Source organism: Arthrobacter sp. ISL-28, from assembly GCF_018613875.1.
In the GTDB taxonomy this organism is placed as follows: Bacteria; Actinomycetota; Actinomycetes; order Actinomycetales; family Micrococcaceae; genus Arthrobacter.
This window is the reverse complement of record NZ_JAGGPJ010000006.1, coordinates 70,013-91,173: the sequence shown is the minus strand read 5'-3', so window position 1 is coordinate 91,173 and position 21,161 is coordinate 70,013. Positions and strand designations below refer to the sequence as shown.

The following is a 21,161-nucleotide window of genomic DNA, read 5'->3' as shown; positions in this document are numbered from 1 at the left end:
GCAGTTAGCGGGTCCCGGCAGCTAGGGCTGTGGCCGTTCGGCAGCCGTCTTCCTTCGCCGGACGTAGCGGATGATGAGCCAGGCGACGAAGATGGCCAGGCCCGCGTAGACGGCGTAGTTGAGGTACCGCGAGTACTGTTCGACCATCGAATACTGGCGGCCGAGGAGTGCACCCAAACTGAGCAGCACACCATTCCAGATGCCGCTTCCGGCGATGGTGAAGAGGCTGAACGTCACCAGATGCATCCGCTGGGCCCCTGCCGGCAGCGAAATGAGGCTGCGCACGCCAGGAAGCAGCCGGCCGAAGAAGATCGCGGATTTCCCATGGCGCCGGAACCAGTCATTCGCGCTTTCGAAGTCTTCCTGCTCCACGAGGGGCAGTTTGGACAGCAGCCGGATGGATCGCTCGAGCCCCACCTTCGCGCCCAGGAAATACAGTGCAAGGGCACCCAGATAGGCGCCAAGCGTGCTCGTGCCCAGGACCAGGCCCATGTTCAAGGTTCCCTGCCGGGTCAGGAATCCTGCGAGGGGAAGGATGACCTCGCTGGGGATGGGCGGAAACACCGTTTCGGCCAGTGTGAACAGCCCGACGCCCCATTCGCCCAACGCGTCGATGCCCTGGGCCGCTAAGCCAACGATGCCGGTCATCTCATCCGCCGCACTGGCGGGGGCATTGAAGTTGCGCATTGGCTCAGGCTCCTGAAGCTGAATAGGGGCGTCCTGTCCAGTCTCGCGCAGTAAGCGAACTTCCGAAAGCTGGCAGGCCGGCTGGGGGCTGCCAGCTGAATGGGGGGGCTGTCAGGAGATGTGCCGAGGCGTACTCTGAGGATATGAGCTGCGACGTCGGAGCGGAGTTGAGATGACCCCCAAGTGGCTGCGGTGGACGCCCGCCGCGGCCGTTCCTGCTGTAATCGCTGCCGGAGTGCTGACTGGATCCGTGCCCGCGAGCGCCCGGGACCCGCTGCCAGACAAGACACCGGCGCAGGTGCTCGCCATGATCAGCCAGCACTCCACCAAGTCCCTGTCGGGGACCTTGGAACAGACGTCCGAGCTCGGTCTGCCGGACGTTCCTCAGATTGGACCGACTGCAGGGGCCGGCGCCGGTTCGATTGCCGAACTGCTGGCCGGGCCGCACACTGCACGGGTGTACGTCGACGGACCCACCAAGGTGCGGATCCAGGTCATGGACCGGCTCGCCGAGCGGGACGCAGTGCGGCAGGGCAACGAGCTGTGGCTGTACAACTCCAGGGACAACACGGCCACCCACGTGACGCTGCCGGACAAGGCCGCAGGCCACAAGCCACCAACATCGCGGATGCCGGGAACTGTGGCCACGCCGGAAGAACTGGCCGCCCGGATGCTGGCAAAGATCGACTCTTCCACAGAGGTGACCGTGGGTGAGGACGTCGAGGTGGCCGGGCGCACGGCCTACAGCCTGAAGCTGACGCCGCGCTCGCAGGGAACGCTGGTGGATTCCGTGGCCATCGCCGTCGACGGGGAGAAGGGTCTGCCGCTCAGTGTGGAAGTGCGGGCACGGGGGCAGGCAGAGCCGGCGTTCCGGACCGCATTCTCCAGCCTGACGCTTGAGGCGCCGGACGCGGGACTCTTTGACTTTACGCCGCCGCCAGGCGCCACGATCAAGGAAATGGTGCTGCCGCAAATACCCCATGCCAAGCACATGCCCCATCTAAAGAAGGACATGGGCAGGCATCACGCGGAGGGTAAGGCTCCCACGGCCGCCGGAAAGTCTGTGTCGGTGACCGGCTCCGGCTGGGAGACCGTCGTCGGCTTCCCGGCGCGCGCTGGTGCCCCGAATGGTGCTCCGTATGCCGCGCCATCAGTCGATTCTTTGCTGCAGGACCCGCTGCTGCGGCAGGCCACTGTCACTGTTCCCGGCGGCAGGGCGATTTCGACGTCCCTCGTAAACGTCCTGCTGACCGATGACGGCCGAGTTTTCGCCGGATCCGTGCCCTTGGAGCGGCTGCAGACAGCCGCCGCCGCCGCGAGGTGACTTCCGCTGACCGGGGCTCCGGACTCGCCATCGAGACCAGGGGGTTGACCAAGCGCTTCGGCCACCAGTTGGCTGTCAACAGCATCGACCTGGCGGTGCCGCAGGGCTCCGTCTTCGGGTTCCTCGGCCCCAACGGCTCGGGGAAGACCACCACCATCAGAATGATGCTTGGTCTGGCCTCGGCGTCGGCAGGATCGGTCCGCGTGCTCGGGCTGGAGATGCCCCGCCGGATCGATGAGGTGCTGCCGCGAGTCGGTGCCCTGGTGGAGGGCCCGGCGTTCTATCCGTTCCTCTCCGGGGCAGCAAATTTGCACCGCTTTGATGCCGCGGACCGGCATTCAGTGCCCGCCACGCGGCGGGCCCGGGTGGCGGAAGCCCTCGACCGGGTCGGGCTGTCACACGCTGCCCGGAAGAAGGTTCGGGCCTACTCGCTCGGCATGAAACAGCGGCTGGGAATCGCCAATGCGCTGCTTTCCCGCAGGGAGCTGCTGGTGCTCGACGAGCCCACCAACGGGCTGGATCCGCAGGGCACCAGGGAGGTGCGCAGCCTTGTCCGGTCCCTGGCAGCGGATGGTGCCACGGTGTTCGTTTCCAGCCACCTGCTCGCCGAAGTGGAGCAGATCTGCACGCATGCAGCCATCATGAGCGCGGGCCGCCTCGTGGCCCAGGGGCCCCTGCCGGAACTCCGCCAGGCCGGGTCAGCGCAGCTTCGGCTTCTCACGCCCGACGCCGGAGCGGCCTCGGACGTTCTGGTCCGGTTCGGCATGGCTCCGGTCGTGGGGCATCCGGTCGCGGGGCATCCGGACGGCAACGGCGCCGTCATCACCGCAACGTTCCCCGACGGGGACGGGCCGGCAGACGACTCCGGCGTCGCGGCAGGGACAGTCACACCGAGACCCGTCACGCCGGGGACAGTCCCGCCGGGACGTGTCACGCCGGAGGCAATCGTTGCGGCCCTCGTGGCGGACGGCGTGCGGGTCCGCGGCTTCACGGTGGAGCGCGGCAGCCTGGAAGAGCGCTTTGTGGCGCTGACGGGGGAGGGGTTCGATGTCGCGCAGTGATGGCTCCGGAAACGTGGCCGGGGAGGCCCGTCGGCCGCCGTCGAGCGCCTCGCTGCTGGGCTCGGAGATGAAGCTGCTGTTCCGCCGCCGGAGAACCCAGGCCCTGCTCCTGGCGCTGGCCGCGATCCCGGTGATGATCGCCGTCGTGGTCCGCCTCTCCTCGTCCGTTCCGGCGGGCAGGGGCCCCGCCTTCCTGGACCGCATCACGCAGAACGGGCTCTTCGTCGGTGTGACGGCGCTGATCGTGGCTGTGCCGCTGTTCCTGCCGCTGACCATCGGCGTGGTGGCCGGTGACACCATTGCCGGAGAGGCCGGCCACGGAACCCTCCGCTACATCCTCGTGGCTCCCGCCGGCCGCGTGCGGCTGCTCCTGGTGAAATACATTGGGGCGATAGCGTTCTGCATTGCGGCCCCGTTGGCGGTGGCGCTCGCCGGGGCAGGAATCGGTGCGGCGCTTTTCCCGATCGGCCCGGTAGCCCTGCTGTCCGGGGACGTGGTGGAGCCCGGCGAAGCACTGGTCAGGATGCTGCTGATTGCTGCCTACCAGACGGTGTCGCTGCTGGGACTGTCCGCGATCGGGCTTTTCCTGTCCACGCTTACCGACGTGCCAGTCGGAGCCATGGCCGCCACGATCGTCCTGTCGGTGGCGTCGCAGGTACTGGACCAGTTGCCGCAGCTGGAGTGGCTGCACCCGTGGCTGTTCAGCCACTACTGGTTCGGTTTTGCAGACCTGCTGCGCCAGCCCATCGGCTGGGAGTCATTCACTGACAACGCCATGCTGCAGGCGGGCTACATCGCGGTATTTGGCGCCCTCGCCTATGGCAGGTTCGTCAGCAAGGACGTGCTGTCCTAGCAGCGGACGGGTCAGGCGGACGGACCCGGCCGCTCAGGCGTGCTGGTGCGACTCGTGCTCGGAATGGCTGGCGGGTTCGAGCTGGAAGGTGCAGTGTTCCGTGTCGAAATGGGAGCCAAGGCAGATGGCGAGCTTGTCCAGCACTTGGTCCGCACCCCGGGCGCTGAGCACGGCATCCTCCACCACCACATGGGCGGAAAACACCGGCACGCCGGAGGTGATGGTCCAGATATGGATGTCGTGGACAGCCACCACGCCGGCTACGGACAGGATGTGTTCGCGGATCATCTGGACTTCCACGCCCTTCGGAGTGGCCTCCAGGAGGACATCCACCACGTCCCGCAGCAGGTGCCAGGCCCGCGGCAGGATCATCAGGGCGATGATCACCGAAGCAATGGTGTCCGCGGGGTAGTAGCCGGTGAGCATGATCACCACCGCGGCGGCGATAACGGCGAAGGACCCCAGCAAGTCGCCCAGGACCTCAAGGTAGGCGCCGCGCACGTTGAGGCTTTCCTTCTGGGCACCCCGCAGGATCAGCAGCGAGACCAGGTTTGCGGCAGCACCGAGGACGGCGGCGAACAGCATGATGTCCGTCTGCACTTCAGGTGCGACGCCGATGCGGCGGATGGCCTCGGTGAAGATGACCACGGAAATCACGACGAGGACCAGGGCGTTCGCGAGGGCTGCCAGGACTTCTGCGCGCTGATAGCCGTATGTCCGCAGGTCGCTGGCGGGACGGGCAGCGATCCACGCGGCGAGGAGCGCGATGAACACGCCGGCTGCATCCGAGAGCATGTGTCCGGCGTCGGCCAGCAGCGCCAGCGAGCCCGACAAGGCAGCTCCGACCACCTGGACAAGCACTACGGCCACCGTGATGGACAGGACGGCGAGCAGCCGGCGGCGGTGCCTGCCGGTCGCCGTGAGGCCGTGGGCGTGGTTGTGGTCGTGTGCCATGCCTACAAGGCTAGTCCCAACCGAGTTCGTGCAGCCTCTCGTCGTCGATGCCAAAATGGTGGGCGATCTCGTGGACCACCGTCACGGCCACTTCCTCCACTACGTCCTCGCGGGTGGAGCAGAGGTCCAGGATGGGCTGGCGGTAAATCGTGATGCGGTCCGGGAGGGAGCCCGCGCCCCACCAGGAGTCCCGTTCAGTCAGCGGAACGCCTTCATAGAGCCCCAGGAGCACGGTGTCCGGGTCCTCGCCGGGCCGGGGCGTGTAGTCGTCCTCGATGAATACGGCAACGTTGTCCATGGTCCTTGCGATATCTGCCGGGATCCTGTCCAGGGCGTCACTCACCGCCGCCTCGAAGTCGGACTCCGACATGTCGAAGCCCGAGGAGTCATCGGTGCCGTCCGGAACGATGGGAAGTCCTGGCGGCAGGTTTGCGGGCATATCCAAACTCTAGCGGGATCTCCTCCGCGTGAGTCCAACGCCCAGCAGGCAGATGGCGCCGCCTACGAGTCCCCAGACCGTGGGGACTTCGCTTAGCACGAGCCAGGAGATCAGCACTGTGGTGCCCGGTACCAGATACGTCGTGGCGGCCAGCTTCCCGGCGTCGATCAGGGACAGGGCGTAGGCCCAGGTGGTGAACGCAATGGCGGTGGGGAAGACGCCCAGGTAAACGAGCCCCAAGGTGGCCGGAAGGGGTGCCGCCTGCAGTTCCGTCACCAGTTGGCCGCTGAACGGCAGGCAGCACACCAGCCCCACCATGATGCCGAACCAGGTGGCCTGCCTCGCGGGGAATTGCCGCAGCACCGGTTTCTGGATGATGACGCTGACGGCGGCGAGTCCAGCAGCGAGGAGGCACAGCAGCACGCCGGCCACGTCCGCCGTCGACCGTTGCCCCGAACCGAGCGCGATCACGGCAACGCCCCCGAACGCCACAAGGCTTCCAATGATGAGCCAGCGCGGGAACCCCTCCTTGAGGATGACGCCGGCCATGACGGCCACGAGGATGGGGCTGACGTTGATCAGCAGGGCGCTGGTCCCGGCGTCGAGCACGTGTTCGGCGGCGTTCAGGGCAATGTTGTAGCCGCCGAACCACATGACCCCGTACGCCAGGATCGGCCACCACTCGCGTCCCTGCGGCAGTATGCGCAGTTTGGGCAGAACCACTGCTCCCAGCACGACGGCGGCTATCGCCAGCCGCCCGAGGGTCAGTGGACCGGGCGAGAAGTTGGGACCCACGGCGCGGATGCCGACGAACGCGGACGCCCAGAGGATAACTGTGATCACGACGGCGGCGACGCCAAGTTTGTTGACGGGCCCCCTTGCCGGGGTATCCGGGCGGACCGGGGTGGCGGGCACGGTCGGGAGGGCTGAGGTGGCGGGCCTGGCCGGGCGAGCTGAAGCGGCAGGGGACGACGCGGCGGACGACGGATCCTTGTGGGGGCCTGGGGGCTGCGTGTTGCTGGTGTCAGCGGTGGTTGCCATGGTGCCAATGTAGCCCCGTTCCGCGTCCCGGGGCTGGCGGAAATCGGCCACATCTAGGCGAGAAACTGCCAATTTTCCGCCGCCCCGGGACGGCCTGGGACCTGGTTTCCCGGCCGATTTTGGATTTCCCCGGGGTAGGCCCTATAGTTTTAGAGGTCCAGTTCGGAGCAACTCGGAGGGACAAAAACGAAAGGCTTCGGCCCTTTATTTTTGCCCTGAATGAGTCGGATTGAGTTCAGGCCCCCATCGTCTAGCGGCCTAGGACACCGCCCTTTCACGGCGGCGGCACGGGTTCGAATCCCGTTGGGGGTACGCAAGGAAGTGGTCAAACCAGGTGTAAAAGTCTGGTAGGCTAAAGGCCTTGAAAAATTGCAGTAGCGATACTGCGAACAGCAAGAAACAAGCAAGGCCCTGTAGCGCAGTTGGTTAGCGCGCCGCCCTGTCACGGCGGAGGTCGCGGGTTCAAGTCCCGTCAGGGTCGCTCTGAGTGCCGGAAGACATTTCGGCTCTCATGGTGACATGTCACCTAGGCTCTGTAGCTCAGTTGGTAGAGCGTTCGACTGAAAATCGAAAGGTCACCGGATCGACGCCGGTCGGAGCCACCAGCTAGAACCCCGCAGTCCCGTGTTACACGGGAGCTGCGGGGTTTTTTCGTTAACCACGTTCGTCAGCCCCGGGCGTGGGGGTTATGGCGTGGACGCTGAAGCGGCCTCGTCATAAAACCCTCAAAGTACGACAACCCGCCAAGTACGACGGCGCCCCTCATCTTCCGGTGCGGGGCGCCGTCGCCTTGTGGGGTTTGGCTTGCGCACGGGGTTGCCCAGTTCGCGGAGGGGTCTTGGTGGTTTCACGCGCCCACAGGGCACCGGCGATGGCGAGGACCGAGGAGCCGGCGACGGTCCAGGCTGCGGGGGCCCCCGGCGGAGGCGAGTCCGAAGGACTGCATGAAGGTGTTGGTGAAGATCACAATGCCGGTCCGGCTCCGGATGATCCCCGTCACCTCCGCCTGTGATGCCCATTGCTCCGTAACTGCCGTTTTCGCGGTCGAAAAGGGCCGTTACGGAGCAGTGGATGAGTGAGCCAGGTCGCAGGGGATGAATGAGACAAATTTGTTAAGCAGCATTTGACTCATTAATGTCACCGTGTCACGCGCGCGCGAACGAAAGATGTAAGCGCTTGCACATGAAGCCCGGCGCGACACGCCCGGCTCCCAAAACCGTGTTGAACTCGGCTGACAACGTTGTCTAGCGTGGAGTCCGGGCCGGGAAACGTACCAACCTTCCGAGCCATCCAAACGGGGTCCTACCCAAATCCCGTTCTCCCTCGACACAACGGCGTCCTCGATGACGCATGCCGTGTCACGGGGTCTCCGGAGTGCGGGGAACAGGGCACCAGCCCGTCTTCCACGAAATGTAACTCCGCGAGAAGAGCACAACATGCACAAGCACCCCAACGCACACCGGATGCTGCGGTGGCGACCCGCCGCCGCAGCTCTGGCGGCCGCTGTCGCAGCTTCGACGTTCCTTGCCATGCCTTCGGCACAGGCAAACGAACCGTCGGATCCGCCGGCCAGCCAGCAGATGCCAGCCCCTACTCCGGGCTTCCCCCTGCCCACCAAGCACACGCAGAAGGCCTACGACCCTGCCTCGGACTTCACCGCGAAGTGGACCCGCGCTGATGCCAAGCAGATCATGGCGCAGAGCGACTCGACGGTGAAGCCGGGCCAGAACTCCATGAGCCCGGATGTCACCATGCCGGAGATCCCCGAGGATTTCCCCGCCATGAATGATGACGTGTGGGTCTGGGATACCTGGTCCCTGACGGATGAGCACGCCAATCAGATCAGCTACAAGGGCTACGACGTCATCTTCTCCCTGGTCGCTGACCGCCACGCCGGCTACGGCTTTGACCAGCGCCACTGGAACGCCCGCATCGGCTACTTCTTCCGCAAAACCAACGCCGATCCGGCCAAGGACAAGTGGAACTACGGCGGACACCTCTTCGTGGACGGTTCCTCCATCGGCAACACCGAATGGTCCGGCTCCACCCGGCTCATGCAGGGCAACCAGGTGAACGTGTTCTACACGGCCACCACGTTCTACGACGTCAAGGAGCGCAACGCGGGCGGAGGCGGAATCGCCCCCGATGCAGCGATCGCCAAGGCCCTGGGAACCATCCACGCTGACAAGAACGGCGTCACCTTCGACGGCTTCAAGCACACCAAGCTGCTGGAACCGGACGGAAAGATGTACCAGACCAAGGAACAGAACCCGGGCTTCGCCTTCCGTGACCCGTACACCTTCGCCGATCCGGCACACCCGGGCAAGACCTTCATGGTCTTCGAGGGCAACACCGGTGCAAAGCGAGGAGACTACCGCTGCGAGAACGAGGACCTTGGCTACCGCAAGGGTGACCCGAACGCTGAAAGCCTCGAAGATGTCAACAACAGCGGCGCGTACTACCAGACCGCCAACGTCGGCCTGGCAGTGGCGGAAAACAAGGACCTGACCAAGTGGAAGTTCCTGCCGCCGATCCTCTCCGGCAACTGCGTCAACGATCAGACCGAACGCCCGCAGATCTTTATCCAGAATGAAGGTGGCAAGAACAAGTACTACCTGTTCACCATCAGCCACCAGTTCACCTACGCGGCAGGCATGCGAGGGCCCGACGGCGTCTACGGCTTTGTGGGCGACGGTGTCCGTTCCGACTACCAGCCTATGAACAACAGCGGCCTGGCCCTCGGTTCCCCGACAGACCTGAACCTGCCGTCGGAGTCCCCGGAAGCCCCGACCCCGCAGCAGAACGGCCGGCAGTTCCAGGCCTACTCGCACTACGTCCAGCCGGGCGGACTGGTCCAGTCCTTCATCGACAATGTGAACGGCGTTCGTGGCGGCTCCCTGTCGCCCACCGTGAAGATCAACTTCCGGGATGGCGTATCAACTGTTGACCGCACCTTCGGCAAGAACGGCCTCGGCCCGTTCGGCTACCTCCCCACCAATGTCCACGTTGGCGGCGAAGGCCTCTACAAGTAAAGCGGACCTACCTGTAGGCCGGTAATACGACAGCAATTCGGCGGAGGCGCCCGGAACCATTCCGGGCGCCTCTTGCCTCTTAAGACCCGGTATCTGCACGTTAAGACCGGCACCCACAGCTCTATTAGGAGCTCCGTATATATACCGAATGACGCATGCCGCCAGGCCCCACGACCACTGGTTCGGACCACGAGGGTCAGGCGGTATGGTTGCAGGCCGTCGGCTGTCAACTTGGAAAGCGGGCCGCCGCCCCGGCTAGACTCGCACCCCGGGGGACACCCGGGCGGCCCGTACGCCCGGCCAGACAAGGCCGTCGCATGGCGGCGGAACCGAACCAGGAAATGTGAACCGTGAAAAACTTTGCCCGTCCGTTGACCGCCTCCGCCCTCTTCACTGTCATGGCACTTACCGCCTGCTCCGCCCCAACCGCCGGGAGCGCGCCGTCGTCCTCGTCTTCCGGCGATTCTTCGAGCAGCCCTTCGGCGGCGCCGGCCACGAGCGCGTCAAACGGCGCTTTTGGCGGCTTCGCCACGGCTGAAGAGGCGTGCGCCACTATTTCCGAGCAGGCCACCGGAGCCTCTCTGTGGCCCATGTCCGCTGCCCAGGGCAAGACCGCCGAGCTTGAGCAGAAGAAGGCAGAGCTCAGCGACACGGTGAAACGCGTTCCCGACACACTGAAGGCGGACTTCACCAGGCTGAATGAAGTGGCCGTGGCCGGGCTGAGTGACCAGACCGTATATTCAAGCGGCAAGTTCCAGGAGGCCATGGCCCCGGTGACCAAATGGCTGGCCAGCAACTGCGCCTAAGCATCCAGCGAATCGGGCCGGTGCACCCCTGACGTTGTCCGACCTAGGGGATAGGGTTGTGTTCAACAGAAGGGGAGCGCCTGATGGAATACCAGAATCCGGATCCTGCCGGCATCCGCACGCAAGCGGCCCTCAGCCAGACCGGCGGCGGACGGACAGTCATTTCTGAAACAGCGGTGGCCAAGGTGGCGGGAATCGCCGCCCGTGGCGTGCCCGGCGTCTACTCCCTGGGAACCGGCTCGTCCCGGGCGCTGGGCGCTATCCGGGACGCGGTCGGAAGCTCCGACCATGCGGCAGGCGTACATGCCGAGGTCGGCGAAACCCAGGTCGCTGTTGATATCACCCTGGTCGCGTCATACGGCACCCCGCTGCACTCCCTGGCCAACCAGGTCCGGGCCGCCGTCTATTCGGCAGTTGAGAAACTCGTCGGCCTGCAAGTCATCGAAGTGAACGTTGAAATCAACGATGTCTATATCGCCCCGCCCGTGAAACCGGCGGGACCGGCGGCAGCGTCTGAGAGGGAGGGGACCCTGTGAGCATGACGGTCGTGGGCATCGGAATTGGCGCGTTCGTGGCGTTCATGTCTCTACAGTTCGGCCTGTGGGGGTTCCTGATTTCCCTGCTCTTCATGGGCATAGGTGCCCTGCTGGGCCGCGCCGCAGAAGGGAAACTCGACCTGCGCAGCGTCCTTGACGCCCTCAGCGGGCGGCGCTCCTCGTCATGACCCTGGACGCCGAAACCACTCCCAGCCGGCTGTACAACGGCCACAACCGGATCAGCACGCAGGCCCTGACAAGCCTGGCCAAGGCGGCCGCGGGGGATGCCCTGGGAATTCCCCCGCACAACGTCCGCGCTGACTGGTCCGACGACGACGGCCTGCTGGCCTTGTCCCTTGTCACGCCTATCAAGATCCCCGCCTTGACGGCGGTTCTCCGGGACCCGGCGCGGGTCGCGGTTTTCGGCGGCCCCATCTGGGAGCGGGCCGTTGCCGCCAAGTCCGAGATCCTGACGAAGGTCACCGAACTCAGCGGTGCACGCCTGAGCAGGGTCGACATCCGCATCAGCGGCGCGCACGTCACCGAAAGGGGCCGGGTCCGTTGAGCTCAGTCATTGAACAGCAGCACCCGGCGGGTGAAGAGCCGGGCAACGCCGCGGAGCCCGCCCAGGCCGAGTCTTTCGACATGCGCCGCGTCCTGGACCGGGAGACCCATTCCTCACGTGCCGCAGCAGCCGGGATCGCCGCCGTCGTCGTCATTCTCTTCTCCCTCTACGGGCTCCTTGAATCGGCGGTTCGAGCCATCGGCCAGCCGCCATGGCTTATCGACCCCCAAACTGCGGCCGAACGAATCGTTGCGCTTCCGAACGGCATCCCGCCCCTCCTGCTGGGGGTCACCGGCGCTGTGGTCACGGCGGTTGGCCTGTTCTTCTTTCTCAGCGCCATATTGCCCGGCCGCCGGGCAAGGCATCTGCTTGAAGAGCCCCGCATAGCTGTGGTGGTCGACGACGAAGTCATAGCGTCCGCCCTGGCACGCCGGGCCCGCCTTGTGGCCAACGTCATGCCCGAGCAGGTCATGGTGGTGGTGTCCCAACGCCACGCTGTGGTGAACGTGCGCCCAACTTCCGGTGTGCCCGTGAGCGAGAATGCGATCCGGGAGGCCGTCGAGGATGAACTCCGTGCCATGGCTCCGATCCCCATGCCTGCCGTCCGGGTCAACCTGGCCACATCGGGGGTGATTGGGGCATGAACAGCACCCCGCGGCTGCTCAACAGGGTTCTCATCGGCATTCTCGGCCTCCAGTTGCTGGCTGTCGGCATCCTGCTCATGCTGCTGGCCACGGTTCCCGCCGTCGGCATCTGGTGGAAGGCATGGTCCGGAGGCGTCTGGGATGCGGCCAACCGGCTTTTTGAAGGGACGAGGTTTCCGGGCCGTCCGGAAAGCTGGCTGTGGATCGTCCTGGCACTTGTCCTGATCCTGCTGATAGGCCTCATGGTGGCCTGGGTTGCCCAGCAAGGAAAAGGGCGCTCTGACCTCTTGCTGGCCGCCGAGGATCCGGGCGGCGTCCCGGGAGACGTGCGGATCGGCGGCGGAGTGGCGGAGCAGGCGCTGAAAAATGCGCTCGCTGAACGTCCGGACCTCGCAGGCGCCTCGGTCACCACCTATGAGGTCCGCGGGCAGCCGGCCCTCAAAATCCGCCTTCATCCTCGGCCCGGGGTCGCACCGCACCTCCTCGCGGCGGACGCGTCTGCCCTCGCGGCAGCCTTGGACCAAGTCGTAGGCCAAAGGACGCCCGTGCTGGTGCACATCGCCTCCGGAGCCCGCTCACGCTTCAGCCGCGCCGAGCGCGTCCGCTGAAGGTTGCCTCCTGCCTCGTCCGGCGGCGGTTCCGTTTTGCTCGCGAGTGAGCGCTGAATAAGAGAGCGCTGCGTTCCCAAACGGGCACGCAGCGCTCTTCAGTTGACCACTCTTCTGACGGGTTACCCAGCCACCAGGTATGCCGCGCAGTTCGGTGCAATCACCGCATCGTCGGCTTCGGTTCCAACTACTCCCGCCGCACTCGAAAGAATCACGCGGTAGCCGTCCGGAACGAGGGTCGGCTCTGTGCCCAGGTTGGCTACCACCAGGATGTCGCGGTTCTGGAACGCCAGAACGCCCAGCTCGGGATCGTGGTTGTCGGCCCAGCAGAAGGTGCCGGAGCCCAATCCATGGACCTTACGCAGTGAGAGCGCCGACCGGTACAGCTCCAAGGTGGAGCCCTCGACGCCGTCCTGCCGGTCCGCGGCCAGCTTTCCGAAGGATTCGGGCTGGGGCAGCCACGGCGGGGCGGGCGGGCGGTGACCCGTCCCGCCGTCGGACGTCCCGCCGTCGAACGTTGCGCCGGAAGGCAACCCTGGCGGTGTGTAGGCGTCAGCGAAACCGAACCCGGGCTCATCAGCTTTCCACGGCAGCGGAACGCGGCAACCGTCGCGCCCGCGCTCAACGCCGTCGGTGCGGAAAAACGTCGGGTCCTGGCGTGCTTCCGCGGGTACCGCAGTATGCTCCGGAAGGCCCAGTTCCTCGCCCTGGTAGAGGTACGCCGAGCCCGGCAGGGCCAAGGACACGAGGCTGGCCGCACGGCCGCGGGCCACGCCCAAAGCGGCATCCGGCTGCTCGTCGTCGGCGGCAATGCCCTTCGGGAAGGTGGTGGGATCCGACAGCCCGAAGCGGCTGGTGTGGCGCACCGTATCATGGTTGCTCAGCACCCAAGTGGTCGGCGCACCTACGGAGGCCGCCGCTTCAAGCGACTCTTCGATGGCCACCGCCATCCGGCCAGCATCCCAGCCGGCCAGGAGGAAGTCGAAGTTGAAGGCCTGCTGCATTTCGTCCTTGCGGACATACCGTGCCAGGCGCTCCGCCGGTTCGACCCAGGCTTCGGCCACGAGCATGCGGTCGCCGTCGTACTCGGCCAGCACCCGGTTCCAGTCCCGGTAGATGTCATGGACGCCGTCCTGGTCAAAGAAGGGCGAGGGCGGATACAGCGGCGACACCGGCTCGTGAAGCCTGCCCCCGCCAGGGGCGTCAAGCACCGAAACGCTAAGCCGGGCAGCGTCATCTGCGCCGGCGGAACCGGCGGCGAGGCTTGCGCGGTGCGCGGTGTGGGGCTCCGCGGCCTCGGAATGCGTGCCGGGGGCATCCGGGAGATGCCCGGCGTCGGCGGAACCCTCCACCATGGCGGCCACGCCGTCCCAGTCCGGCAGCCCGGCCTCCTTGACCATTCCGTGCGCCACATCCACCCGGAAGCCGTCCACTCCGCGGTCCAGCCAGAAGCGGAGTACGGAGCGCATCTCCTCCTGCACTTCGGGGTTGTCCCAGTTGAGGTCCGGCTGCTTGGTGTCGAAAAGGTGCAGGTACCAGTCGCTGGGGCTTCCGTCCGGGTTGGTGGTCCGTGTCCAGGCAGAGCCGCCAAAGATGGACTTCCAGTTGTTGGGGGCGATGTTGCCGTCGCCTGATCCTGCTACTTCGTCCTTCCCCGGCCTGAAGATGTAACGGTCGCGCTCCCTCGACCCAGGCCGCGCGGCCAGCGCCTCCTGGAACCACGTGTGTTCATCCGAGGTGTGGTTCGGCACCAGGTCCACAATGACCTTCATGCCCAGGCCGTGAGTTTTTTGCAACATGTCGTCGAAGTCATCGAGGCTGCCGAACATCTGGTCCACTTGGCGGTAGTCGGCCACGTCGTAGCCGGCGTCCGCCTGAGGCGATTTATAGAACGGCGAGAGCCAGACGGCGTCGACGCCCAGCTTCTTCAGATAGGGCAACCGTGCGGTGACGCCGGGCAGATCTCCCATGCCGTCGCCGTTGCCGTCTGCAAAGGAGCGCGGGTAAATCTGGTAGACCACGGCGCTGGCCCACCACGCCCCGATGTCCGAGCCGGGCGTCGCAATCGGGCGATAAGTCATGGTTGCCTTTCCGGTAACAATTCGGTGTAAGCGCTTGAACAAATAGGTGTAAACGCTTGCATTTCCTCCGGCAACGTTACTAGTGTGAGCGTCACCACATCAACCGCACACTGATCTTTTGTTGTCACTCAGCGAGGAGTCTCCTGCCAATGAAAACGCCCAACTTCTTACTGCCGGTAGCTACTGCCGGCGTTCTCGCCCTGACGCTCTCCGCCTGCGGTGGCGGCGGCGGCGGCGGCACGCAGGCCGGTGGCGGCGATGCCGCCGCCGGCTTGGACGGCCGCGGTCCCATCACCTACGTCCAGGGCAAGGACAACAACAACGTAGTGCGCCCCATGATCGCAAAGTGGAACGCCGCGCACCCCGACGAGAAGGTCACCTTCAAGGAGCAGACGGACCAGGCTGACCAGCAGCACGACGATCTGGTCCAGCACTTCCAAGCCAAGGACGCCAACTACGACGTCGTAAGTGTCGACGTCGTGTGGACGGCAGAGTTCGCAGCCAAGGGCTGGCTGCAGCCGCTCAAGGACCAGATGGCGATCGACACCTCCGCCATGCTTAAGCCGACTGTGGACGCTGCAACTTACAAGGGAACGCTCTACGCAACACCCAAGGAATCCGACGGCGGCATGCTCTACTACCGCAAGGACCTCGTGCCCACCCCGCCGAAGACTTGGGACGAGATGATGCAGATGTGCTCCATCGCCAAGGAGAACAAGATCGGCTGCTTCTCGGGCCAGTACAAGCAGTACGAGGGCCTCACGGTGAATGCTTCGGAAGCCATCAACTCCGCCGACGGTTCGGTGCTGGACAAGGACGGCAAGCCCAGCCTGAACACCCCCGAGGCCAAGGCAGGTCTCGAAAACCTCGTGAAGGCCTTCGAGAACGGCAACATTCCGAAGGAAGCCATCACCTACCAGGAAGAGGAAAGCCGCCGGGCCTTCCAGTCCGGGAACCTGCTGTTCCACCGTAACTGGCCGTATGCGTACAGCCTCATGGCAACTGAAGGTTCGTCGAAGGTGAAGGACAAGTTCGCCGTTGCCCCGCTTCCAGGCAAGGACGGCCCGGGCGCATCGAGCCTGGGCGGCCACAGTGCCGGGATCAGCGTGTACTCGAAGAACAAGGCGACCGCAAAGGATTTCATCTCGTACATCGCTTCTGAGGAAAACCAGAAGTTCTATGCTGTCCAGGGATCGCTGGCGCCCGTACTGGCCAACCTCTACGACGATCCCGCACTGGTGAAGAAGCTTCCGTACCTGCCCACGCTGAAGACTGCCATCGAAAACGCCGTGCCCCGCCCGGTCACGCCGTTCTACCCGGCGGTAACCCAGGCGATCCAGGAAAACTCCTACGCGGCCCTCAAACGTGAGAAGTCTGTGGAGCAGGCACTGTCTGACATGCAGAAGTCCATCGAATCCGCCGGTGCGGGATCGTAGTCCAGCCATGGCAACCGAAGTAGGCTCGACGCCGGTCAAGGCACCGGCGTCGGGCGGTACCCCGATACACCACGGGCCCAAGGGCGTGGGTGAGGACAACAAGATCCTCAGCCAGGGCAAATGGGCCACCTGGCTGCTGGCTCCGACCATCATCGCGCTTGCCGTGGTGATCGTGTACCCGATCATCAGCGCCATCGTGATGTCCTTCCAGAAGGACGCGGGGCTGGACCCTGCGACCGGCCTGTTCACGGCCGGCGGCCCAGCCGGCATCCAGAACTACGTCAACTGGATCGCGCAGCAGTGTGCAGCCCCCGGCGGCGGGACCGTTGCGTGTCCGCCCGGAACCCTCGGAGCTCAGTTCTGGTCCGCCACCCAGACCACGTTCATCTTCACGATCATCACGGTCACCCTGGAAACCGTTATGGGTTTCTGGATGGCCATGATCATGGCCCGGACCTTCAAGGGCCGGAGCCTGGTTCGTGCAGCCGTCCTGGTGCCGTGGGCCATCCCCACGGCGGTGACGGCACAGTTGTGGCTCTTCATCTTCGATTTCCAGGGCATCGCCAACAAGATCTTCAACACCTCCATTTTGTGGACCGGAAGCGAGTGGCCGGCCAGGTGGGCGGTCATCATCGCGGACACCTGGAAGACCACGCCGTTCATGGCGCTGCTGATCCTGGCAGGCCTGCAGATGATCCCGGCCGAGGTCTATGAGGCGGCCAAGGTCGACGGTGCTTCGGCCTGGCAGCGGTTCCGGATGATCACGTTGCCGCTGGTGAAGCCCGCACTGATGGTGGCAATCCTGTTTCGTACCCTCGACGCGCTGCGCATGTTCGACCTGCCGTACATCCTCACGGGCGGCGCGAACAACACCACCACATTGTCCATCCTGGTGATCAGCCAGATCCGGCAGGGGTTCAATGCTGCGGCGGCGCTGTCCACCATCACGTTCATCATCATCTTTTTGGTCGCTTTCATCTTCGTCCGTTTCCTTGGGGCGAACGTTGTGGAGCAAAGCGGCGCCACCGGTAAGGGGAAGAAATGAGTACCGGGACAGCACTCCGGGCGGAGCAGGACAGGGGCCGTCGTCTGGCTCAGAACAGGGAGAAATGGGCGCAGGGCCGCACCTACATCAGCGCGGCCGTCATCCTTATCTGGTGCCTGGCGCCCGCGTACTGGATGGTCGTCGTGGCCTTCCGCGAGGTCGGCTTCACGTACGACACCTCGATTCTCCCCACCCATGTCACGCTGGACAACTTCGTCACGGCGTTCGACACGTCCTTCGGCAACAGGTTCGGGCAGGCGCTGCTGAACAGCATCTTCATCGGCGTGGTGGTTACCGCCATCTCGCTGCTGATCGGCGTTTTCGCGGCGTATGCGCTGGCCCGGCTGAACTTCCGGTTCAAGTTCCTGGTCCTGGGCTTCATCCTGGGTGCCTCCATGTTCCCCGGAGTCGCGCTGATCACGCCGCTGTTCCAGCTGTTCACCAACATCGGCTGGATGGGAACCTACCAGGCCCTGATCATTCCGAACATTTCGTTCGTCCTGCCGCTGACCGTCTACACCATGACGTCCTTCTTCCGCGAAATGCCGTGGGAGCTTGAGGAATCCGCACGGGTTGACGGGTGCACCCAGGGGCAGGCGTTCCGGAAGGTGATCATGCCGCTCGCGGCGCCGGCCATCTTCACCACGGCCATCCTTGCGTTCATCTCCTCCTGGAATGAATTCCTGATCGCCAGCCAGCTGTCCAGCGATGCAACCCAACCGGTGACGGTGGCCATTGCTAACTTCGCCGGCGCGCAGCCGCAGCAGATCCCGTACACGGCCATCATGGCCGCAGGCACCATCGTGACCATTCCGCTGGTCATCCTCGTGCTGATCTTCCAGCGCAAGATCGTAGCCGGCTTGACAGCGGGTGCAGTCAAGTGACGGGCGGAGCAGCACCGCAGGGCAAGAAGCCCGATGCCTGGCTCGGGCATAAGCGTGTCCGGTCCGGCGAGGACTTCGACATCATCATCGGATTCCTGGGCTTCTCGGCTGTGGTGCTGCTCGTCGTCACCGTCTGGATGGAGGTGACCGCCCAGCCCGCACTCGGCTGGGCGCTCGGCCTGCTGGCCGTCCTGCTGGCGCTCTACGGGATGACCAGGCTCCGCCGGCGCCTTCCCGCACGCACCGCGACGCGGCGCAACTGACACGGGCCAGATTAATATGGTTTCTTGCCGCCGGGAGAACATCATGGCGGAAATCTGCATAAGGGCTTGGAAAGGACACCGTGGCGCGCACACCTGACCGGGCTCAGCGCGGCGGCCACTCGGGAGTGAGCATCGAGGACGTGGCGGCCGCCGCGGGTGTGTCTACAGCAACGGTGTCCCGCGCGGTCCGCGGCCTGCCGAGGGTGTCCCCGGCGACGAGGCAAAAAATCCTTGAAGTGGCGAGTGCGCTCGGCTACGTGGCCTCCTCGTCGGCGTCGGGCCTGGCCACGGGCCGCACCAAGACCATCGGAGTGCTGGCTCCGTTCGTCAGCCGCTGGTTCTTCTCCAAGGCGATAGAAGGGGCGGACCGCGAGCTGCATGCGCGGCAGTACAACCTGTCCCTGTTCAACCTCGGCGGCCATGGCAGCCACCGGGAGCGGCTCTTCAGCAAGACCATGGTCTATAAGCAGATCGACGCGCTCCTGGTCCTTTGTATGGCGTTGTCCCATGAGGAGCTCGATCACCTGCAGAAGATCGACATTCCACTGGTAGTGGTGGGTGGCCATGTCGAGGAATGCGCCTACATCGGCATCGACGACTACGCCGCCGCGTCCGCCGCAGTGAAGCACCTCATCGATCTCGGCCACCGTGACATCGCCTTGCTCCATGGCGACGACGAAACGGATCTCAACTTCGACGTCCCGCGGGTCCGCATCCTGGCATTCCAGGATGTGATGGCGGCTGCGGACCTTGAGGTCCGCCCGGAGTGGGATGAATGGGGCGACTTCACCGTCCGCAGCGGCCAGGAAGCGTTCAGGCGGCTGTGGGGGCAGCCCGGGCCGAAGCCGACGGCAATCTTCTGCGCCTCCGACGAAATGGCCATGGGGGTCATTTTCGAGGCGAACCGGGTGGGCGTCCGGGTTCCGGAGGATCTTTCGGTCATCGGCATCGACGACCACGACTTTTCCGACGCCATGGGGCTCACCACTGTGGGCCAGCGGCCGGATGAGCAGGCCGAGCTGGGCACCAAGATGCTCCTGGATGAACTCGTCGGTATCACGGGCGCGGTTCACTCGGTCGTCGCACCCCACCGCCTCATCGTCAGACGCACGACAGCGGAACCCCGCGCCTAGCGGTCAGGATGCCCGCGCCAGCTGACGGATGGGGATCCAGCGTGATGCGAGCCTGCGGTATGCGGCGGCGGCGCCGGTCATGTCGCCTTCGGCGAGGCACTCAATGCCAAGGCGCACGTCCATGGGCGATTCATCCGGATACACCTTATCCGCCACTGCGCCGTAGTCCAGTTCCACCATGGAATCAGCGTGGAAGAGCTCCAGCCACTCGGTGAGTTGGGTGAGGTCGTCGAGCATATCGAGGTCGGGGGCCGCCAGCGCCAGGTTCGCCACGGCGTAGCGCAGCCGGTCGAGGGCTTCGCCTATCGGTGCCCAGACGCGAACGGTCAGGATCCGGCCGCCGGCCTCCACCACTTCCTGCGGATCAGACTCAAGGAACAGGGAGAACCAGCTGAAGGGGATGCCCCACGTGGACGCCCTGGTGTGCACCCGGGTGGCGCCTTCCCGGGCGCTGACCAGGTCGATTCGTTCCTGATGCCTGTCCCGCTGCTGTTCCGGAATCAGGAGCTCAGCAAGCGGTCCGTGGATTCCCTCCATCAGCGCGTTAGCCGCCAGGCCGGCCCGCAGCACAAGCTGGCTGGGGCAGTAAAGGAGCGCAGCGCCGTCGGACGTTTCTTCGGCTGCGGCGGAATCGTTGGATTCGTCCGCCACCGGCACGCCCGGCGCCCGGGTCACGCGCACCAGGTCGGTCCGCCCGGTCGGGAACGGGTCGCCGCCGGGCCGGGTAATGCGTCCCAACGACGCCAGCAGTTCGGCGTTCTCGACGGCGGCGCGGGACGCCGCCCGCTCGCCGGCGGCCTTGAGCGCCGGACGCTGGTCCTCGGGGAAGGCGTCCAGAGGTTCGTAGACCCGCAGCGTGGACGAGAACGGCAGGCCGGCCTGCCCGCGGTAAAGGCTTCCCGTCATGAATGCCTGCCTGTCATGAATATGTCCCCATCAGTCGGCCAGCTCCACGAGCACGGGGGCATGGTCAGAGGCGCCCTTGCCCTTGCGCTCCTCACGGTCAATGGAGGCTCCGGTTACCCGTGCGGCAAGGGCAGGCGAGGCCAGGATGAAGTCAATCCGCATGCCTTCCTTCTTGGGGAAGCGCAGCTGCGTGTAGTCCCAATAGGTGTAGACACCGGGACCGGGGGTGTATGGGCGGACCACATCTGCGTAGCCCACCTGCTCGAATGCCTGGAAGGCCGCGCGCTCAGGTTCACTGACGTGGGTGTACCCCTGGGTGAGGAACAGGTCGATGTCCCAGACGTCGTCGTTCGTGGGAGCGATGTTCCAGTCGCCCATCAGGGCGATCTGCGCGTCAGGATTGTCGGAAACCCAGCCGGCCGCGACGTTTTTGAGGGTGTCCAGCCATTTCAGCTTGTAGGGCATGTGCTCGTCATTCAGGGCGCGGCCGTTGGGGACGTACAGGCTCCAAACCCGGACGCCGCCGCAGGTGGCCGCCATGGCACGCGCTTCCTGAATCGGGTCCGCCCCTGCCTTGCCAAACACGGGCTGGTCCACAAAGGCGCGTTCGACGTCGTCGAGCCCCACCCGGGAGGCAATCGCCACGCCGTTCCACTGGTTGAGGCCGTAGTGCGCCACCTCGTAGCCCATCCGTTCGAACAGCTCCCACGGAAAGTTGTCGTCCTTGCACTTGGTTTCCTGGATGGCAAGGACATCGCAGTCAGAGCGCCGCAGCCAGGCCTCCACACGGTCGGCACGGGCACGGAGGGAGTTCACATTCCAGGTAGCTATCTTCACAGTCCTAACTTACCGAACTTGGGGCC

General features: G+C 65.1%; 22 protein-coding genes and 3 tRNA genes. 18 read left to right on the top strand and 7 right to left on the bottom strand.

Going from position 1 to position 21,161, the window contains the following annotated elements; genetic code table 11:
• Nucleotides 1–21 precede the first annotated feature (21 nt).
• Nucleotides 22–687 (bottom strand): DedA family protein, encoded by a 666-nt coding sequence (locus J7E80_RS04415; RefSeq protein WP_215050267.1) that lies wholly within the window; start codon nt 685–687, stop codon nt 22–24.
• 172 nt (nt 688–859) lie between these two features.
• Between J7E80_RS04415 and J7E80_RS04410 the strand changes: the two genes are divergently transcribed.
• The 3 genes from J7E80_RS04410 to J7E80_RS04400 all read left to right on the top strand — a co-directional run bounded on the left by J7E80_RS04410 (nt 860) and on the right by J7E80_RS04400 (nt 3,925).
• Nucleotides 860–2,011, top strand: a complete 1,152-nt coding sequence (locus tag J7E80_RS04410; RefSeq protein WP_215050266.1) for a hypothetical protein — start codon at nt 860–862, stop codon at nt 2,009–2,011.
• Nucleotides 2,008–3,072 carry an ABC transporter ATP-binding protein gene (locus tag J7E80_RS04405; RefSeq protein ID WP_215050265.1) on the top strand — a complete coding sequence of 355 codons (1,065 nt, stop codon included), beginning with the start codon at nt 2,008–2,010 and terminating at the stop codon, nt 3,070–3,072. Before J7E80_RS04410 ends, J7E80_RS04405 begins: the two co-directional genes overlap by 4 nt.
• Nucleotides 3,073–3,139: 67 nt before the next feature.
• Complete coding sequence (locus tag J7E80_RS04400) at nt 3,140–3,925, top strand: ABC transporter permease (protein ID WP_251036467.1); 786 nt, start codon at nt 3,140–3,142, stop codon at nt 3,923–3,925.
• 33 nt (nt 3,926–3,958) lie between these two features.
• On the opposite strand, the gene J7E80_RS04395 is transcribed toward J7E80_RS04400, so the two are convergent.
• From J7E80_RS04395 to J7E80_RS04385, 3 genes are read right to left on the bottom strand one after another with little or no spacing between them, the layout of a single operon-like run.
• Entirely contained in the window at nt 3,959–4,879 is a 921-nt protein-coding gene (locus J7E80_RS04395; protein ID WP_215050263.1) for a cation diffusion facilitator family transporter, read from the bottom strand.
• A 10-nt stretch (nt 4,880–4,889) separates the two neighbouring features.
• The gene (locus J7E80_RS04390; RefSeq protein ID WP_215050262.1) at nt 4,890–5,318 is read right to left on the bottom strand and encodes a metallopeptidase family protein; all 429 of its coding nucleotides are present in this window, start codon (nt 5,316–5,318) and stop codon (nt 4,890–4,892) included.
• 9 nt (nt 5,319–5,327) lie between these two features.
• The gene (locus J7E80_RS04385; protein ID WP_215050261.1) at nt 5,328–6,359 is read right to left on the bottom strand and encodes a DMT family transporter; all 1,032 of its coding nucleotides are present in this window, start codon (nt 6,357–6,359) and stop codon (nt 5,328–5,330) included.
• Nucleotides 6,360–6,598: 239 nt separating this feature from the next.
• On the opposite strand from J7E80_RS04385, the gene J7E80_RS04380 reads away from it, so the two are divergent.
• From J7E80_RS04380 to J7E80_RS04335, 10 genes are all read left to right on the top strand, one after another.
• Nucleotides 6,599–6,671 (top strand) — tRNA-Glu (locus J7E80_RS04380).
• Nucleotides 6,672–6,766: 95 nt separating this feature from the next.
• A tRNA-Asp gene (locus tag J7E80_RS04375) sits at nt 6,767–6,840 on the top strand.
• Between the two features lie 48 nt (nt 6,841–6,888).
• Nucleotides 6,889–6,964: transfer RNA gene (locus J7E80_RS04370), tRNA-Phe, on the top strand.
• 831 nt (nt 6,965–7,795) lie between these two features.
• A complete protein-coding gene (locus J7E80_RS04365) occupies nt 7,796–9,391 on the top strand; it encodes a glycoside hydrolase family 68 protein (RefSeq protein WP_215050260.1) in 1,596 nt (531 codons plus the stop codon).
• Between the two features lie 350 nt (nt 9,392–9,741).
• Nucleotides 9,742–10,197: a hypothetical protein gene (locus J7E80_RS04360; RefSeq protein WP_215050259.1), complete on the top strand. Its 456-nt coding sequence runs from the start codon at nt 9,742–9,744 to the stop codon at nt 10,195–10,197.
• A gap of 83 nt (nt 10,198–10,280) precedes the next feature.
• Nucleotides 10,281–10,733, top strand: a complete 453-nt coding sequence (locus tag J7E80_RS04355) for an Asp23/Gls24 family envelope stress response protein (protein WP_215050258.1) — start codon at nt 10,281–10,283, stop codon at nt 10,731–10,733.
• Entirely contained in the window at nt 10,730–10,921 is a 192-nt protein-coding gene (locus tag J7E80_RS04350) for a hypothetical protein (RefSeq protein ID WP_215050257.1), read from the top strand. Before J7E80_RS04355 ends, J7E80_RS04350 begins: the two co-directional genes overlap by 4 nt.
• On the top strand, nt 10,918–11,298 hold the full coding sequence (locus tag J7E80_RS04345) for a hypothetical protein (RefSeq protein ID WP_215050256.1): 381 nt from the start codon (nt 10,918–10,920) through the stop codon (nt 11,296–11,298). Before J7E80_RS04350 ends, J7E80_RS04345 begins: the two co-directional genes overlap by 4 nt.
• A complete protein-coding gene (locus J7E80_RS04340; RefSeq protein ID WP_215050255.1) occupies nt 11,295–11,942 on the top strand; it encodes a DUF6286 domain-containing protein in 648 nt (215 codons plus the stop codon). The genes J7E80_RS04345 and J7E80_RS04340 overlap by 4 nt, the downstream gene beginning before the upstream one ends.
• A complete protein-coding gene (locus J7E80_RS04335) occupies nt 11,939–12,550 on the top strand; it encodes a hypothetical protein (protein ID WP_215050254.1) in 612 nt (203 codons plus the stop codon). Before J7E80_RS04340 ends, J7E80_RS04335 begins: the two co-directional genes overlap by 4 nt.
• Nucleotides 12,551–12,672: 122 nt before the next feature.
• Here J7E80_RS04335 and J7E80_RS04330 read toward each other — a convergent pair whose 3' ends face one another.
• On the bottom strand, nt 12,673–14,631 hold the full coding sequence (locus tag J7E80_RS04330) for a glycoside hydrolase family 13 protein (protein ID WP_215050253.1): 1,959 nt from the start codon (nt 14,629–14,631) through the stop codon (nt 12,673–12,675).
• 149 nt (nt 14,632–14,780) lie between these two features.
• Here J7E80_RS04330 and J7E80_RS04325 point away from each other — a divergent pair, with 149 nt between their 5' ends.
• The 5 genes from J7E80_RS04325 (at nt 14,781) to J7E80_RS04305 (ending at nt 19,392) form a co-directional block, all read left to right on the top strand.
• Nucleotides 14,781–16,067: an ABC transporter substrate-binding protein gene (locus J7E80_RS04325; RefSeq protein ID WP_215050252.1), complete on the top strand. Its 1,287-nt coding sequence runs from the start codon at nt 14,781–14,783 to the stop codon at nt 16,065–16,067.
• A 7-nt stretch (nt 16,068–16,074) separates the two neighbouring features.
• Entirely contained in the window at nt 16,075–17,112 is a 1,038-nt protein-coding gene (locus tag J7E80_RS04320; protein WP_215050251.1) for a carbohydrate ABC transporter permease, read from the top strand.
• Nucleotides 17,109–17,996 (top strand): carbohydrate ABC transporter permease, encoded by an 888-nt coding sequence (locus J7E80_RS04315; RefSeq protein ID WP_215050250.1) that lies wholly within the window; start codon nt 17,109–17,111, stop codon nt 17,994–17,996. The genes J7E80_RS04320 and J7E80_RS04315 overlap by 4 nt, the downstream gene beginning before the upstream one ends.
• Nucleotides 17,993–18,259 carry a hypothetical protein gene (locus tag J7E80_RS04310; protein WP_215050249.1) on the top strand — a complete coding sequence of 89 codons (267 nt, stop codon included), beginning with the start codon at nt 17,993–17,995 and terminating at the stop codon, nt 18,257–18,259. Before J7E80_RS04315 ends, J7E80_RS04310 begins: the two co-directional genes overlap by 4 nt.
• 80 nt (nt 18,260–18,339) lie before the next feature.
• The gene (locus tag J7E80_RS04305) at nt 18,340–19,392 is read left to right on the top strand and encodes a LacI family DNA-binding transcriptional regulator (protein ID WP_215050248.1); all 1,053 of its coding nucleotides are present in this window, start codon (nt 18,340–18,342) and stop codon (nt 19,390–19,392) included.
• A gap of 3 nt (nt 19,393–19,395) precedes the next feature.
• Here J7E80_RS04305 and J7E80_RS04300 read toward each other — a convergent pair whose 3' ends face one another.
• Both J7E80_RS04300 and J7E80_RS04295 read right to left on the bottom strand, forming a co-directional pair.
• On the bottom strand, nt 19,396–20,298 hold the full coding sequence (locus J7E80_RS04300; protein WP_215050247.1) for a hypothetical protein: 903 nt from the start codon (nt 20,296–20,298) through the stop codon (nt 19,396–19,398).
• A 30-nt stretch (nt 20,299–20,328) separates the two neighbouring features.
• Entirely contained in the window at nt 20,329–21,135 is an 807-nt protein-coding gene (locus J7E80_RS04295) for an exodeoxyribonuclease III (RefSeq protein WP_215050246.1), read from the bottom strand.
• Nucleotides 21,136–21,161 lie beyond the last annotated feature (26 nt).

Bases quoted from the DNA above. Each gene is read 5' to 3' on its own strand.
- J7E80_RS04325 (WP_215050252.1), top strand. From the start codon at position 14,781: ATGAAAACGCCCAACTTCTTACTGCCGGTAGCTACTGCCGGCGTTCTC.
- J7E80_RS04400 (WP_251036467.1), top strand. From the start codon at position 3,140: ATGAAGCTGCTGTTCCGCCGCCGGAGAACCCAGGCCCTGCTCCTGGCG.
- J7E80_RS04315 (WP_215050250.1), top strand. From the start codon at position 17,109: ATGAGTACCGGGACAGCACTCCGGGCGGAGCAGGACAGGGGCCGTCGT.
- J7E80_RS04365 (WP_215050260.1), top strand. From the start codon at position 7,796: ATGCACAAGCACCCCAACGCACACCGGATGCTGCGGTGGCGACCCGCC.
- J7E80_RS04385 (WP_215050261.1), bottom strand. From the start codon at position 6,359: ATGGCAACCACCGCTGACACCAGCAACACGCAGCCCCCAGGCCCCCAC.
- J7E80_RS04345 (WP_215050256.1), top strand. From the start codon at position 10,918: ATGACCCTGGACGCCGAAACCACTCCCAGCCGGCTGTACAACGGCCAC.
- J7E80_RS04300 (WP_215050247.1), bottom strand. From the start codon at position 20,298: ATGACGGGAAGCCTTTACCGCGGGCAGGCCGGCCTGCCGTTCTCGTCC.
- J7E80_RS04390 (WP_215050262.1), bottom strand. From the start codon at position 5,318: ATGCCCGCAAACCTGCCGCCAGGACTTCCCATCGTTCCGGACGGCACC.
- J7E80_RS04320 (WP_215050251.1), top strand. From the start codon at position 16,075: ATGGCAACCGAAGTAGGCTCGACGCCGGTCAAGGCACCGGCGTCGGGC.
- J7E80_RS04415 (WP_215050267.1), bottom strand. From the start codon at position 687: ATGCGCAACTTCAATGCCCCCGCCAGTGCGGCGGATGAGATGACCGGC.
- J7E80_RS04330 (WP_215050253.1), bottom strand. From the start codon at position 14,631: ATGACTTATCGCCCGATTGCGACGCCCGGCTCGGACATCGGGGCGTGG.
- J7E80_RS04395 (WP_215050263.1), bottom strand. From the start codon at position 4,879: ATGGCACACGACCACAACCACGCCCACGGCCTCACGGCGACCGGCAGG.
- J7E80_RS04335 (WP_215050254.1), top strand. From the start codon at position 11,939: ATGAACAGCACCCCGCGGCTGCTCAACAGGGTTCTCATCGGCATTCTC.
- J7E80_RS04355 (WP_215050258.1), top strand. From the start codon at position 10,281: ATGGAATACCAGAATCCGGATCCTGCCGGCATCCGCACGCAAGCGGCC.
- J7E80_RS04410 (WP_215050266.1), top strand. From the start codon at position 860: ATGACCCCCAAGTGGCTGCGGTGGACGCCCGCCGCGGCCGTTCCTGCT.